Raw genomic sequence first — 14,830 nt, 5'->3', positions numbered from 1 at the left:
TTTTGTTATTGACAAAATCATAGTGAGAATGTATTCCATTAGCCACCTCTTCATCGTATAATTTAAATGCCCATCATTGTTTTATTCTTTTTGATTATATTTATTAGTTTAATCAAATTAATTTATACAATGATTTATGGATATATTCGGGTAAGTTCCGATAAACAAACCGTAGAAAACCAGCGTTTTGAAATTAGTAATTTCTGTGAGAAAAAGAGCCTAATTATTAATCTTTGGGTAGAAGAAACCATTTCAGGAATGACAAAAGTGGAGAATAGAAAACTCGGCAAACTCCTCAAAAAAATGAAAAAAGGCGATGTGCTTATTTGCTCAGAATTGTCGCGTTTGGGGCGTAACCTCTTGATGATTATGGGAGTACTTAATGAGTGTATGAACCGCGATATTCAGGTGTGGACAATTAAAGATAATTATCGCTTGGGGAGCGATATTAATAGCAAAGTGTTGGCGTTTGCCTTTGGGCTATCTGCTGAGATTGAACGTAACCTTATTAGTCAGCGTACCAAAGAGGCATTGGCACGCAAGAAAGCAGAGGGAGTAGTTCTCGGTCGCCCTAAAGGTAGTAAGTCCGCTAAAACAAAACTCACCGGACAAGAAAAACAGATTAAAGAGCTTTTAGAGAAAAAAGTATCGTATTCGGCTATTGGGCGTATTCTTGGGGTGCATAGGCTTACAGTGAGTAGTTTCGTGAAAAAAATTGCGGATAGTTAATTGTTAATTGATAATTATTTTGTACCTTTGTGCCTTGAATTGTGCATTAACTATTCCTTACCCATTCTTAATCACAAAATCACTAACATCTGATGACTAAAATAGACGCTTTTAAAGAAACTATGATAGCAGGGTATACCTGCAAAGGGGAGTATATTACCGTGGGAGGGGCTGTGTATGAAGGGCAGCCACTTGAAAAGGTATATGTAAATATTCCTCTGAAAACCCTTAACCGTCACGGTCTGATAGCGGGAGCTACTGGTACTGGTAAAACTAAAAGCCTACAAGTGATGGCTGAACACCTTTCTAAAAAAGGAGTGCCTGTGCTGCTGATGGATCTTAAAGGCGACCTTAGCGGTATAGGTGAGTCGGGTGAGGTGAAGCCTTTTATATTAGAGCGACTTGGCAAAATAGGCTTAGATTTTCAGCCGCAAGCTTTCCCTACTGAACTGCTCACTATCTCTGAGCAAAATGGTGTGCGTATGCGCGCTACTGTATCGGAGTTTGGGGCTACTCTCTTATCGCGTATCTTAGATCTTAGTGAGGTGCAAGAGGGGGTGTTGGCTGTGGTTTTTAAATATTGCGATGACCACGCTTTGCCACTTTTAGACCTCAAAGACCTTAAGAAAGTATTGCAATACGCCACAGAAGAGGGTAAGTCGAGTTTTGAAAAAGAGTACGGAGCGGTATCAAAATCGTCTACTAGTGCTATTTTGCGCAAGATAGTAGAGCTTGAGCATCAAGGGGCTGAACGTTTCTTTGGCGAAGTGAGTTTTGACCCCGCAGACCTATTGCGTACTAATAGCAAAGGTGAGGGGTATGTGAATATCATACGCCTAACGGATATACAAGACCGCCCTAAAATGTTCTCTACCTTTATGCTGAGCTTATTGGCAGAGATTTACACCACTTTTCCAGAGGTGGGCGACCTACCTAAGCCTAAATTGGTGATATTTATAGATGAAGCGCATCTTATCTTCAACGAAGCTTCGCGCACACTGCTCAACCAGTTAGAAAATATAGTAAAACTCATACGTTCAAAAGGGGTGGGGCTTATTTTCTGTACCCAAAACCCTACTGACATACCTGATGCAGTACTTTCGCAGTTGGGTATGAAAATACAGCACGCTATTAGGGCTTTCACCGCTAAAGACCGCAAGGCTATTAAGCTAACGGCTGAGAATTACCCCAGCTCTGATTTCTACGATACTGCGGAAACGCTTACTTCGCTTGGTACGGGTGAGGCTTTGGTAACTGCCCTTAACGAGAAAGGTATCCCTACGCCATTGGTAGCTACGATGATGCGCGCTCCTATGAGTCGTATGGATATGCTTACTCCCGCCGAGATTGATGCACTGATAGCACGCTCTGAATTGGCACGCAAGTACAATGAGGTGATAGACCGCGAGAGTGCTTATGAGTTGCTAAACAAGAAGATAGACGAGATTCACACTGAAGAGGCAAAACAAAAGGAAGTGACTGAAAAGCAATCTGCTCCCAAGACTACCCAGACTAAGGGAAGGCGTTCTTCAGCACAAAATCCGTTGATAAAAATGGTTACCAGCGCCACCTTTGTAAGAGGGGTATTAGGAATATTAAACAAAATTATTAAGAAATAATGAGAAAGTACTTTATCGCAACTATGGTTATAATGAGCCTTATAGGCTGTAGTGATAACAAAAATGAGTTTTTAATTAGCAATGATAGAGTAGGGGGACTTCAGAAAGATACTCCTATACAGAAATTAGATTCTATTTTTGCTAAAGATTCTATTGTAAACTCTAACTTAGAAGGAGAATTGCGCTATGCAAGTACCGAACGCATCACTATTTTTAATAAAGAAGGGAAAGAACTATTAGAAATAACTCCTAAAACCAATGATAAGCACGAAAAAGTAGTGGAAAGCGTCTTCGTACTGTCGGAATTATACACAACAGATAAAGGAATATCGCTTAAAAGTACTTTTAAAGAGGTAAAAGAGAAGTACCCTGAGTTGGATATAGAACCTTCTATTAGCAGTGTAATAGTAACTCCTAAGGGGCAAAATTTCTATTTTACATTTGATAAAACCGCTTTAAAAACTAATAATTTAGGGCTTTCTGATACTGTGACTGCTGAAGATATAGACGATACAGCTAAAATCACGCGTATCAGTGTTAATTTTTAGGAAAATATAATAATAAAATGAACCATATTAAACTTAACAGCATTGAAGAAGCTGTAGAGGATATAAAAAAAGGTAAAGTAGTCATCGTAGTAGATGATGAAAACCGCGAAAACGAAGGTGACTTTATAGCCGCTGCTGAAAAGGTAACCCCTGAGATGATCAACTTTATGATTACTAATGGTAGGGGGTTAGTATGTGCTCCGCTTACTGAAAAGCGTTGTGTAGAACTTGATTTGCCAATGATGGTACAAAATAATACAGTACTGCACGAAACGCAGTTTACTGTATCGGTAGACCTCAAAGGTAATGGTTGTACTACAGGTATTTCAGCTTTTGACCGTGCTAAGACTATACAAGCCTTAGTGAACCCTGATACTAAGCCTTTTGATTTGGGTAGACCAGGGCATATATTCCCGCTTCGAGCTAAAGAAGGAGGTGTATTGCGTCGTACAGGACACACAGAAGCTGCTATAGACCTTACTCGTATTGCGGGACTTTATCCTGCCGGTATTTTGGTAGAAATCCTAAATGAAGATGGTACTATGGCACGCCTACCACAGTTGGTAGAAGTAGCTAAGAAGTTTGACCTTAAAATTATCTCTATAGAAGACCTTATCGCCTACCGTATGCGCAAAGATACTTTGGTGATTAAGAAAGAGGATTTTGCGCTACAAACTCCGTACGGAGAGTTTCGCTTGCGTGCTTATGAGCAAACTACCAATAAACAGATACATTTGGCCTTTACTAAAGGTTCTTGGAAGGCAGATGAGCCAGTGCTTACCCGTGTGCATTCGTCATTTATTAGCAATGATATTTTAGAGGTATTAGCGGGTGATAAAGACAATCCGTTAGAGCGTATCTTTAAGAAAATCAACGAAGAAGGCAAAGGGGCTGTAATTGTAATCAACAAAGAAGGGTACTCTCAGAACCTGTTGCAGCGTATTACTGAGATGAAAGAGCACCAAAATGGACACCCACTACCGCAACTAAACAAAGATACTAAAGATATAGGTATGGGGGCTCAGATACTCAATGATTTGTCTATTAGAAAGTTGCGTTTGCTCACTAACTCTAAGAATGCTGCCAGCTACGTAGGTATGTCAGGCTACGGATTAGAAATTACTGAGGAAATACCTTATTAATATATGAAGAAAATACTATTTGTAGGAGCATTGCTGTGCAGTATGTTCACTAAGGCTCAAGAACTTAATGCCTTAGTGACAGTCAATACACAACAGGTAAACCAAAGCAATCGTTCGGTATTCAAGACTTTAGAGAAATCATTGCAAGAGTTTATCAACCAAACTCGCTGGACAGACCTAAAAGTGCGTGAAAACGAACGTATACGCTGTAGTTTTACATTAGTAATCAATAAGTTAGAAAATTCACATTACGAGGCGAGTCTGTTAGTGCAGTCGTCACGCCCTGTGTATAACACTGCTTATTACACACCTGTATTTAACCTACAAGACAAAGAGGTAGCTTTTGATTATCAAGAGTTTACTCCTCTTACTTTCAACGAAAACACTTTTGAGTCGAATCTTACTTCAGTAGTGGCCTATTATGTCTACCTGATATTAGGGTTTGATGCAGATACTTTTTCGGAGAAAACAGGTCATCCGTATTTTCTGAAAGCTAAACAAATAGTCACTGCCGCACAGAATAGTGCTTATGCAGGCTGGGCTGATAATGGTAAGAATAATCGTTATTTGCTGATAAATGAACTTATATCAGAAAACTATGATTTATACCATAAGGCTTATTATCAATATCACCGCTTAGGTTTAGATGTGATGAGCTCACAAGAAAAAGAAGGCAAAGAGGCTATACAAAACGCTATATTGCTTTTGGAGAAAATACCGAGCTTAAGGCTTAATTCTTATGCTATGGTAGCCTTTTTTAGTGCTAAAACTGATGAAATAGCTGCTATTTTTTCAGGAGGAGCTATTTTTGATACTAAACAGCTGAAAGAAGCCTTGGTGAAGCTATCGCCAGCACAAATGACCAAGTGGAATGAAATAAAATAAAGACTATGCTCACAGCACTATCTATAAAAAACTATGCACTTATTGACGACCTAAAAGTTGACTTTCCTGAGGGGTTTATCATTATCACAGGTGAAACAGGTTCGGGTAAATCCATTATGCTTGACGCCCTTTCTCTGATATTAGGCAAACGCGCTGATATGTCAGCTTTGCGCAATAAAGAAGAGAAATGTATCATAGAAGCTGAATTTTCATTGCAAAACTATGAATTTCAGCCTTTATTTCAGGAGTTAGATATTGATTACGACCCACAGACAATTATAAGGCGCGAGATATTGCCTTCAGGTAAGTCGCGTGCTTTTGTAAATGATGTGCCAGCTACCTTAGAGGTACTTTCTCGTTTGGGACAGGTATTGGTAGATATTCATTCGCAGCATCAAACGCTTGCTCTTAGTGATACCTCCTTTCAGTTTGCTATTATCGATGCAATGGCAAATGATAAGTCATTGCTAACAGAGTATGTGCAACTACACCAGTTACTCAAAAAAGAACAGAAAAAGTTAGAAGAGCTTATTGAATTTCAGAAAAATACCAAAAAGGAGTACGATTATAATCTGCATCAGCTTAAAGAGCTCAAATCGGCTACTTTAGAAGAAGGTATTTTAGAAGAATTAGAAGAGAGTTATGAGGAAGCCTCTAATATAGAGGATATAAAAGAGAATGTATCGGAGAGTCTTTACCTACTCAATGATGAAAATATAGGTATTCTTAATAATTTGCGCGAACTTAAGCGCTCTTTCTCATCGCTTACTGAGTATAAACAGCTTTACCGTGATTTATATGAACGTATAGAGTCTGCTTTCTTAGAATTAGAAGATTTAGCTTCAGAAATTAGTGATATAGATGAGAGCATAGAGGCTGACCCTGATAACTTAGAGCAAATCTCTAAACAACTAAATAAGATTTACTCCTTGCAAAAGAAGCACAGTGTAGCAACAGTAGAAGAACTGATAGCTATTCAGCAAGAGTTAGAAGAAGCAGTATCAAAAACAGAAAGTGTAGATATTGACCTCAATAAACAAAAGAAGATAGTAGAAGAGCAGCATACAGCAACCCTCAAGAAGGCAAACCAGCTACACAAAGTGCGCGAGAAGGTAATCCCTGCCCTCGACAAGAAGCTAACTAACTTTATGCACGAGCTCGGTATGCCTAATGGGCGTTTTTCGATTACCCTTACTGCTACTGATACTTTCTTTGCTAACGGCAATGACGAGCTTTCATTCTTGTTTTCAGCCAATAAAGGAGGGGATTTCGGACAGTTAAAAAAGGTAGCCTCTGGAGGAGAACTCTCTCGTATAATGCTGGCAGTCAAGGCTATTATGGCAGAACATACCGCTCTCCCTACTATTATGTTTGATGAGATTGATACAGGGGTTTCTGGTGAAATCTCTCAGAAGATGGGTGATATTATGAAGCAAATGAGCCAAAACCGACAAGTATTTGCTATCACACATTTGCCACAAATAGCAGCTAAAGGAGCTTATCATTTTAAGGTCTTCAAAGAAGATAGCAAAGGTAAGACCACTACCCATTTAAAACTTCTTACAGAAGAAGAACGTATTACAGAACTTTCTGAAATGCTTGAAGGCAAAAACAGCGGTGCTTCAGCTCGCAATCACGCTATAGAGCTATTAAGAAAAGGATAGAAAATTTGATAATTTGACGATTTGTCAATTAGCAGATTAACAAATAAAAAAGAGTCTATTAGTTTAAAATCTAATAGACTCTTTTTTTATTAACTCATTGGCTAATTTACAAATTAGCTAATTGACTATAGTTAGCTTTGCAAACCGCAGTAGGATATTTTTTAAACCTCCTACCTCAAAGTTTATTTGTGCTTTTTTATCATTACCACTGCCTTCTAAGCCTACTACTTTACCTTTTCCAAAACGCTCGTGATAGACATTGGTGCCTATATCTAAGCCATTATAAACATCTTTGCTGGCTATATTCTGCATAGCATTGATGGGCTTTAACTTGCGTAGCTTTTGCTGTTCTTCACCTGTAGGAGCGTTTTTAGCAGGAGGCGTACCACTAATAGGTTTCTGCAAGCGTAGCTTACTCTTATCTACTTCTCCAAATATCTCTCTATTCACCAAAGGTTTATAACGATAGTTAGGATTAGATAGAGTAGGAGTGAGGTAACTCAAGTATTTCTCTTCTATCTCTTCTATAAACCTACTAGGTTCAGAGGGCGAAAGCTGCCCCCAGCGATAACGATTCTCTGCATAAGTGAGGTAGGCCTGCTTCTCGGCACGTGTAAGTGCAACGTAAAATAAGCGACGCTCTTCCTCTAACTCCTCACGCGATTGTATACTCTTAGCCAAGGGGAAAAGGTCTTCTTCCATTCCCACCACATATACATAAGGGAACTCCAATCCTTTAGCTAAGTGTATGGTCATCAGGGCTACACGGTCTTCATCGCCTATTTCTTTATCAGAATCAGTAGCTAATGACACATCTTCTAAATACTCTGTTAGGCTACCTGTGCTATCAGCTATATCCTCTTGCCCTGCTACGAAATCCTTAATACCATTTAGCATCTCCTCGATGTTCTCCATCTTAGCAATTCCCTCTGGAGTACCATCTTTCTTAAACTCTTGTAGCAATCCTGTTTTCTTAGCTACTTGTTCTGCTACCTCAAAAGCATTAGCCTCTTTGTTAAGCGCCTGAAAGTTAAGTATCATCACCACAAAGTCAGTTAACTTCTGTCGAGTAGTGCTATTAATGTGTAAATCAGGCAGTTTATTAATGTTGTACATCACCTCAAACAGCGATTTTTTATAATGATTAGCCGCTAAAGTGAGCTTTTCCATCGTAGTTTCACCTATACCGCGCGCTGGGAAGTTAATAATACGTACTAAAGCCTCTTCATCATTAGGGTTAATGATAAGTCTTAGGTAAGCCAACACATCTTTTATCTCTTTTCGTTGATAAAACGAAAGCCCGCCATAAATACGATACGGAATATCCCGCTTTCTCAGCGCATCTTCTATGGCACGTGACTGCGAGTTGGTACGGTAGAGTACTGCAAAGCTACCATTGGGCAACTGATGCTGCATCTTATTCTCAAAGATAGACCCCGCCACAAATCGTCCCTCATCAGCATCGGTAGCACTGCGATGCACCTTTATAGGTTCACCCAACTCATTTTCAGTAAATACCACCTTATCTAAGCGTATTTTATTATGCTCTATCACACTGTTGGCAGCCTCTACGATATTCTTGGTCGAGCGGTAATTCTGCTCTAATTTGTACTCCTTGGCTTCAGGATAGTCACTTTTGAAGTTCAGAATATTGTTGATATTCGCCCCGCGGAAAGCATAAATACTCTGTGCGTCGTCGCCTACCACGCATATATTGTGAAAACGGTCAGCTAAAGCCTTGACAATCAGATATTGAGAGTGGTTAGTATCTTGGTACTCATCTACCAATATGTACTGAAATCTATTTTGGTATTTAGCTAATACTTCAGGGAAAACATTTAGTAACTCATTGGTTCTGAGGAGTAAATCATCAAAATCCATTGCCCCTGCTTTGAAACACCTATCTACATACTCCTGATAAATATCCCCAAAGCGCGGTTGTCGCCTAGCAGCATCTGCCTCAATCAGTTCCGGACTATTAAAATAAGCCCGTACAGTGATAAGATTGTTCTTTAAAGACGATATTCGCTGCTGTATTTGCTTATATTTGTACACATCTTTGTCTAATTCCTTCTCTTTTATAATACCATTGATAAGACGTTGCGAATCTTGTGTATCATAAATGGTAAAATTCTGTGGAAACCCCAACTTATCAGCTTCAAATCGCAATATTCGGGCGAAAACGGAGTGAAAAGTACCCATCCATAGGTTCTTAGCCTCGTTATTGCCCACTATATCGGCAATTCGCTTTTTCATTTCGTTAGCAGCCTTATTCGTAAAAGTAAGAGCAAGTATGTTAAAAGCGTCTACCCCTTGCCGCATAAGGTTAGCTATGCGATAGGTCAGCACACGCGTTTTTCCCGAGCCTGCACCTGCTATTACAATGATAGGTCCTTCTTTTTGAAGCACTGCCGCGCGCTGAGGAGCGTTGAGTCGTTCTAATTCCTTTGAAAATAAGTCCATAAGTAGTGTGTTCTAAAAGGCTGCAAAGATAGCAAAACAATTCCCAATTCGCAATGTTTAATTATCAAAAACCTCAAAGTGATTGTCCTCGTAAAAGAAAATAATCCGTTTAATCTTCTTGTGTGTATCTGCCAGCACAGAAAGTTTTTCTTCTATTATAGGAGCTGTAACAGACTCTTGTACAGTTTTCTCTTGCGTAGGAGTAGCTACAATAGGCGAGGGGGTAGGAGTCATCTCTATTTCGGGTATATCACTAAATAGGTCTGGTTGTTTTCGAGGAGAAATGCTATGCGTCTCTTCCTTGCGCGGAAAACTTCCTTTGCCCTGTGTAATCCAATACATATCTACCTCAGGAAATTTCTCGATGAGCTTCAGAATAAAATCTAAGCTGGGCTTATTGCGCTCTGATAGTAAATGCGAAATACCTGAACGCTGAATTTCTAAGCTATCAGCAAAGGCAGCTGCATTAAGTCCGTAATAATCCATTACTTGTTGTAACCTTTGTGCAAAATCTGTTGTGTTTAACATTGTAATTATTGTTTAAAAAGTTAAGAATGCACAAATGTAAATCAAAAAAATGAGATACACAACTATAAACATAACTATTTTTTAAAGGCATAAAGTATTAATTTAAAAAATATTTGTAACTAACTGATATAACTAAAGATGCATTTTAATTATAAAAATAATCTATTGTATTACAACCTAATAAAATTCAATAGTTACGTTGCTAATCTATAGTTAATAATACTATCACTATTTTAAAATCTCCAGTAGGGCAAATAATTGTAAATTACAATTGTAAAATATTACAAATTACAGTGTTTTACTTTTGTAACTTATATATTAATACAAAAATAATCAGTATATTTGCCTCATTTAATAGCTCTTATAAAATTTCAATAACTATGGTAACAGAACTTCACGGACGCTATATTAACTATCAAATGATAGCTCCTCTGCTTGCAGCATACCCCTTTCAGGAGGTTATTCCCCTTGGAAAATCAGTAAAAGGCACACCTATCAATCTTTATAGAATAGGAAAAGGGACTAAAAAAGTGCTTATATGGTCGCAAATGCACGGTAATGAATCTACCACTACTAAAGCTCTTTTTGATGTTTTCGAGCAACTAAAAACAGCTGATTTTACCAAGAATCTGAGTATTTACGTTATCCCGATGCTCAATCCTGACGGCGCTGAAGTGTTTACACGTGTAAATTACAATCAAATAGACCTAAATAGAGATGCTTACGAGCTTACCCAACCTGAAAGCAAATGTTTGCGCAAAGCTTATGAGTTAGTACAACCTGACTTTTGCTTCAATTTGCACGACCAGCGCACTATCTTCAGCGTAGCACAAACCTCTAATCCAGCCACAGTCTCTTTTTTAGCCCCAGCTTACAACGAAGAACGTAGTATAAATCCAGTGCGCGAGACGGCTATGAAGCTAATTGTACTGATGTACCAATTCCTTGATATTCCTAACCAAATTGCCCGTTTTGACGATGCTTTTAATATCAATTGCACAGGTGATAGGTATACAGCTCTTGGTACTCCTACCATACTGTTTGAAGCAGGACACTTTCCTAATGATTACAACCGTGAACAAACCAGAAAGTATATTGCTCAAGCCATTTTTGCAGGGTTAAAAGGCATTGCTAATAATAGTTTTACAGATGTAAATTATAAAGATTACTTTTGTATATCAGAAAATGATAAGTGCTTTGTAGATATTTTATTGCGCGATAATACACATACGGCAGAGGTAGCCATTATGTATAAAGAAGTGCTAAAAGACAACTGTATTTACTTTGAGCCTTATATAGCTGAAATAGGAGATTTATCGCATAAATACGGACATAAAGAAGATTTCTTAATGAATTTCGTAAAACCTCCTTTTGATAAAAATAGCATTGAAAAGCAGTTAGATTTGCATAATCCTTACTTCAAAGTAGCAGAATAATGTGATTTTTTTAAAAATTGTCTTATTTTATTTGGAATATTAAAAAAATAACTGTTACTTTGCGCATTATAAAATCATCAATCTTTAATAACTATGGCAAGATACAAATTAGACGAGGTTGATCATCAAATATTAGATTTGATGATAGACAACACCCGCACTCCTTTTACTGATATTGCTAAGCAATTAAATATTTCGGCTGGTACAGTGCACGTGCGTGTGCGTAAAATGGAAGAAATAGGCATCATTACGGGCTCTACTCTTACAGTCGATTACAACCGATTGGGGTATACATTTATCGCTTATGTAGGCATATTCTTAGAGCGTAACCATCAGGCGCAGTTCGTTTTAGAGCGATTAGAAGAAATACCTTTTGTAACGGTAGCACATATTACTTCGGGTAAGTACAATATTTTCTGCAAGATTAGAGCAAAAGACACCAAGCACGCCAAAGAGGTGATTTATATGATTGATGATATACAAGGCGTAGCCCGTTCAGAAACAATGATTTCTATGGAAGAGGCCATCAACGACAAACGCCGCTTGTTACATAAAGCGTTCCGCGAATTGTAAGTTTTTTTGAATCATATTTAAACACTTTGCCAAAGGTCGTAATTTATGACTTTTGGCAAAGTGTTTTTTTTGTACAGACATTTTTCTCCCCTTATTTATCTTTTACATTCGATATAAGATGGATATAGGATGGATACAGGAAGAGCGAAGGAAAGTCGGCGAGCTGGCGCAGCCGAGTATGTGACGAATAATAAACGAGAAGTAAGCATCTTTTTCTTGTTTAATAAAAAATAAATTATTACTTTTGCTGTTTTAAAAAAATTAATATTATGAGTAGATTATCTAATTTTAAAGAGTTCTATCTGAAAGTAGTACTACCTAATACTCTTTCATATAAAAATTATTTCAATGAGGGTAATTTTGATAAGAATATGAATGATCTTATTAAAAAATACCAAGAAAGTTACGGTTTTAATCCTTTTGAGGATAGTATATCCTTAAAAGATCTGGATATAAAACCTATTGATAATATTTTTGAAGACTATTCAAATAGTAAAGGGAGTGGTGTGCCACGCGCTATTATTAACACCCATTATAGGAAATTTTTAACATATCAAGAAGATATTCATTTTGAAAACCTACAGGAACTTATTAATAGAATTAATGAAGCATTTAGAAAAGATAACTTTATTGAAAAATTTCAAAGGAAACGTACAGAGTTCAATGGGAATAGTAGGGTAGCTTCAAATGATGTAATTTTTGGAGATGTAAGAGATAATTATTGGACTATTAACAAAGGAAGTGAAAAAGAACTTCAATATCATATCAATAATGATGGAAAATATATTGGATATGGGTTAGGATTCAATGCTCAACCTTCTCAAAATAATCATAGTCCGATGGAATATGTTATTCCTTTTGTAAAAAGTTTTATTAATAATAGAATATATGATAAATTGCAAGATTATCAATTTGTAAATTCTTCACTTGAAGATCTTAAAAATATTTCTTATGGAGACTTTATTTTATTTGGAAAAAAAATAGAATTAAAAGAAGATAAGAGCATAGAAGGCATTAAACTTCTTGAACTTATTTATGACTTAGAAGGCAAACAATTTGAAGCCTATAAGCTCATTTTTAGTAATGCAAATCTTATAAAAGAGAATAAAATGAATATCGAAAACGAAATACAAAAATACACAGACCTCCTCCACTACAAACCTCAAATCATTCTACAAGGTCCCCCTGGTACTGGTAAAACTCGTGAGGCTAAACGTATTGCCAAAGCGTTATTAGGTTTAGGTGAAAATGATAGTTTAGAGGGCAATGAGCAATTCAAACTCATTCAGTTTCACCCCAGCTATTCTTATGAAGATTTTGTAAGAGGAATTATAGCTGAAACTGTAGATGAAAAGATTAAATACTCTGTTAAAGATAAAATATTAGGATCTTTTGCTCAAGAAGCTTTAAAAGATAAAGATAAACCCTACGTTCTTGTCATAGATGAAATTAACCGTGCAAACCTATCAGCTGTACTCGGCGAACTTATCTATGCCTTAGAATATCGTGGTGAAGCAGTGCAAAGTATGTATGCTATTGAGGGAGAAAACAACCTTACTTTGCCTCCTAATCTCTATATTATCGGCACGATGAATACCGCCGACCGCTCCGTAGGGCATATAGATTATGCTATCCGCCGCCGCTTTGCCTTTGTAAATATCTTGCCTAAAGATTTAACAAATGAATTAGGCGATCAGTTTGAGAGTGCGTTATTTGCTAAAGTGACTAACTTGTTCAATACTAATTTATCTTCTGAGTTCAAAAAGGAAGAGGTTCAATTAGGGCATTCGTATTTCATTACTAAAAATACTCCTATCGATATCCGTTGGGAATACGAAATCAAGCCTATTTTGTTCGAATATGTTAAAGATGGTATTCTCGTTGGAGAGGGAATAGAAACTACTATAAATAACCTTATCAACGATGAAAATAACGCTTCTTGAACATAAGCCTTATAGCATCAAAAAGGAGGGGGAGACGCTAAAAATCTTTGAGGCAATACCTCATATTTGTCCGTATATATTGAAAAAAGATAGACAGGGTAATCCCGTCTATCCTTTTGAAATTAAGCGTACAAATGACGAAGAGGTATGTTTGCAGGCAGGCTATTATATAGGGGCATTGTGGTTGGTAAAACATCACAAATTCGTATATATAGAGCCAAAAATGAATAAAAAACAGATAGCTGAAGGCTCTTCTTCTCAAGAAGAATGGGCAGAAATTGACTATCTAAAAATGCTTCTCAGCATTACGGGGCTTGATCCTAAAGATACACAAGACCTCATCAAAATCTATTGGGACGAACCTCCAATTACTATCGAACAGCAAAAAGACACACTCACGCCTTTTCTAATGGTGCAATTCCTTTTGCTACTGAAGCGTATTGTGCGCAAAGGACTCAAAAAATCGTACTACACGGTCGAGGAGAATCTTAATAGCCGTATCAAAGGTAAGATACAGTTAGCTAAACACCTCAAACAAAATGTTTTTAAGAACAAACTGACAGCTCACGTATGTAGGTATCAAGAGTTTGGAATGGATAACCTCGAAAATCGATTTTTAAAGAAGGTCTTACAATTTATCATCAGCTTTAAGAATACGCACGCTAATTACTTCGCAGGAAATGACAAATCTATTCGCGAATTGATTACCTATTGTAGCCCATATTTTGAGTTGATTTCAGAAGAAATTAATATAGAAAACCTCAAAAAACTTACTACCAATACTTTTTTTAAAGAATATGAGGAAGCCATTCGCATCGGAAAGCATATCTTAAAGCGTTTTTCGTATAATATCACCGAAACAACCCAACAAAAAGTAACTATTCCGCCTTTTTGTATAGATATGCCCAAACTTTTTGAGTTATATGTCTATAAAAAGCTACAAGAACAGTTTGGTAGAGAGGCGGTGACCTATCATCTTACAGCTGATTATACCGAATTAGATTTCTTGCTCAACACTCCAGAATACAAAATGGTCATTGATGCCAAGTATAAGCCTATTTATGAAGATAATAGAGTGATAGACGACATCCGCCAAGTGAGTGGTTATGCACGCTTAGAAAGAGTTTATCAAAAACTTGGTTTAGAGGGTAGTAATAAACTTATTGATTGCCTTATTATCTACCCTTCTTTAGATGAAGATACAAATTTTTTCTTAAAAGATAAGAAAATAGCTGGATATAGAAATATCTATAAACAAAGCATATCCATTCCATTAATTACTAATCTTTAATCATTCATC

Annotated in this window: 12 protein-coding genes; 10 read left to right on the top strand and 2 right to left on the bottom strand. The window is 37.1% G+C overall.

All coding sequences use genetic code 11. From position 1 onward, the window contains the following. The first annotated feature begins 129 nt into the window (after positions 1 to 129). The 6 genes from FOC45_RS05880 (at position 130) to recN (ending at position 6,587) form a co-directional block, all read left to right on the top strand. Complete coding sequence (locus tag FOC45_RS05880; RefSeq protein ID WP_009392235.1) at positions 130 to 729, top strand: master DNA invertase Mpi family serine-type recombinase; 600 nt, start codon at positions 130 to 132, stop codon at positions 727 to 729. 92 nt (positions 730 to 821) lie between these two features. Beyond that, entirely contained in the window at positions 822 to 2,348 is a 1,527-nt protein-coding gene (locus FOC45_RS05875; protein ID WP_009392238.1) for a helicase HerA-like domain-containing protein, read from the top strand. Beyond that, positions 2,348 to 2,896: a hypothetical protein gene (locus FOC45_RS05870; RefSeq protein ID WP_009392240.1), complete on the top strand. Its 549-nt coding sequence runs from the start codon at positions 2,348 to 2,350 to the stop codon at positions 2,894 to 2,896. The genes FOC45_RS05875 and FOC45_RS05870 overlap by 1 nt, the downstream gene beginning before the upstream one ends. A gap of 17 nt (positions 2,897 to 2,913) precedes the next feature. Continuing rightward, the gene (gene ribB, locus FOC45_RS05865; protein ID WP_009392242.1) at positions 2,914 to 4,038 is read left to right on the top strand and encodes a 3,4-dihydroxy-2-butanone-4-phosphate synthase; all 1,125 of its coding nucleotides are present in this window, start codon (positions 2,914 to 2,916) and stop codon (positions 4,036 to 4,038) included. A gap of 3 nt (positions 4,039 to 4,041) precedes the next feature. After that, entirely contained in the window at positions 4,042 to 4,923 is an 882-nt protein-coding gene (locus FOC45_RS05860; protein WP_009392245.1) for a DUF4835 family protein, read from the top strand. 5 nt (positions 4,924 to 4,928) lie between these two features. Then, entirely contained in the window at positions 4,929 to 6,587 is a 1,659-nt protein-coding gene (gene recN, locus FOC45_RS05855; protein WP_009392246.1) for a DNA repair protein RecN, read from the top strand. Positions 6,588 to 6,704: 117 nt separating this feature from the next. Here recN and FOC45_RS05850 read toward each other — a convergent pair whose 3' ends face one another. Together FOC45_RS05850 and FOC45_RS05845 are read right to left on the bottom strand one after the other, a co-directional pair. Further along, positions 6,705 to 9,050 carry an ATP-dependent helicase gene (locus FOC45_RS05850; protein ID WP_009392247.1) on the bottom strand — a complete coding sequence of 782 codons (2,346 nt, stop codon included), beginning with the start codon at positions 9,048 to 9,050 and terminating at the stop codon, positions 6,705 to 6,707. 57 nt (positions 9,051 to 9,107) lie between these two features. Continuing rightward, positions 9,108 to 9,578, bottom strand: a complete 471-nt coding sequence (locus FOC45_RS05845; RefSeq protein ID WP_009392248.1) for a helix-turn-helix transcriptional regulator — start codon at positions 9,576 to 9,578, stop codon at positions 9,108 to 9,110. A gap of 380 nt (positions 9,579 to 9,958) precedes the next feature. On the opposite strand from FOC45_RS05845, the gene FOC45_RS05840 reads away from it, so the two are divergent. The 4 genes from FOC45_RS05840 (at position 9,959) to FOC45_RS05825 (ending at position 14,821) form a co-directional block, all read left to right on the top strand. Beyond that, the gene (locus FOC45_RS05840; protein ID WP_009392249.1) at positions 9,959 to 11,014 is read left to right on the top strand and encodes a M14 family zinc carboxypeptidase; all 1,056 of its coding nucleotides are present in this window, start codon (positions 9,959 to 9,961) and stop codon (positions 11,012 to 11,014) included. Between the two features lie 93 nt (positions 11,015 to 11,107). Continuing rightward, on the top strand, positions 11,108 to 11,587 hold the full coding sequence (locus FOC45_RS05835; RefSeq protein WP_009392251.1) for an Lrp/AsnC family transcriptional regulator: 480 nt from the start codon (positions 11,108 to 11,110) through the stop codon (positions 11,585 to 11,587). A 269-nt stretch (positions 11,588 to 11,856) separates the two neighbouring features. Further along, entirely contained in the window at positions 11,857 to 13,530 is a 1,674-nt protein-coding gene (locus FOC45_RS05830) for an McrB family protein (RefSeq protein ID WP_009392253.1), read from the top strand. Continuing rightward, positions 13,511 to 14,821, top strand: coding sequence for a restriction endonuclease (locus FOC45_RS05825; RefSeq protein WP_009392255.1), 1,311 nt, complete (start codon positions 13,511 to 13,513; stop codon positions 14,819 to 14,821). The genes FOC45_RS05830 and FOC45_RS05825 overlap by 20 nt, the downstream gene beginning before the upstream one ends. The last annotated feature ends 9 nt before the right edge of the window (positions 14,822 to 14,830 follow it).

The organism is Capnocytophaga sp. FDAARGOS_737, assembly GCF_009730375.1.
Lineage (GTDB): Bacteria > Bacteroidota > Bacteroidia > Flavobacteriales > Flavobacteriaceae > Capnocytophaga > Capnocytophaga leadbetteri.
This window is presented reverse-complemented; position numbering and strand designations above follow the sequence as displayed.

What these genes read in the sequence shown, in the direction of transcription:
- FOC45_RS05875 (WP_009392238.1), top strand. Translation starts at nt 822, where the DNA reads ATGACTAAAATAGACGCTTTTAAAGAAACTATGATAGCAGGGTATACC.
- FOC45_RS05830 (WP_009392253.1), top strand. Translation starts at nt 11,857, where the DNA reads ATGAGTAGATTATCTAATTTTAAAGAGTTCTATCTGAAAGTAGTACTA.
- FOC45_RS05845 (WP_009392248.1), bottom strand. Translation starts at nt 9,578, where the DNA reads ATGTTAAACACAACAGATTTTGCACAAAGGTTACAACAAGTAATGGAT.
- FOC45_RS05840 (WP_009392249.1), top strand. Translation starts at nt 9,959, where the DNA reads ATGGTAACAGAACTTCACGGACGCTATATTAACTATCAAATGATAGCT.
- FOC45_RS05825 (WP_009392255.1), top strand. Translation starts at nt 13,511, where the DNA reads ATGAAAATAACGCTTCTTGAACATAAGCCTTATAGCATCAAAAAGGAG.
- recN (WP_009392246.1), top strand. Translation starts at nt 4,929, where the DNA reads ATGCTCACAGCACTATCTATAAAAAACTATGCACTTATTGACGACCTA.
- FOC45_RS05880 (WP_009392235.1), top strand. Translation starts at nt 130, where the DNA reads ATGATTTATGGATATATTCGGGTAAGTTCCGATAAACAAACCGTAGAA.
- FOC45_RS05835 (WP_009392251.1), top strand. Translation starts at nt 11,108, where the DNA reads ATGGCAAGATACAAATTAGACGAGGTTGATCATCAAATATTAGATTTG.
- FOC45_RS05850 (WP_009392247.1), bottom strand. Translation starts at nt 9,050, where the DNA reads ATGGACTTATTTTCAAAGGAATTAGAACGACTCAACGCTCCTCAGCGC.
- ribB (WP_009392242.1), top strand. Translation starts at nt 2,914, where the DNA reads ATGAACCATATTAAACTTAACAGCATTGAAGAAGCTGTAGAGGATATA.
- FOC45_RS05860 (WP_009392245.1), top strand. Translation starts at nt 4,042, where the DNA reads ATGAAGAAAATACTATTTGTAGGAGCATTGCTGTGCAGTATGTTCACT.
- FOC45_RS05870 (WP_009392240.1), top strand. Translation starts at nt 2,348, where the DNA reads ATGAGAAAGTACTTTATCGCAACTATGGTTATAATGAGCCTTATAGGC.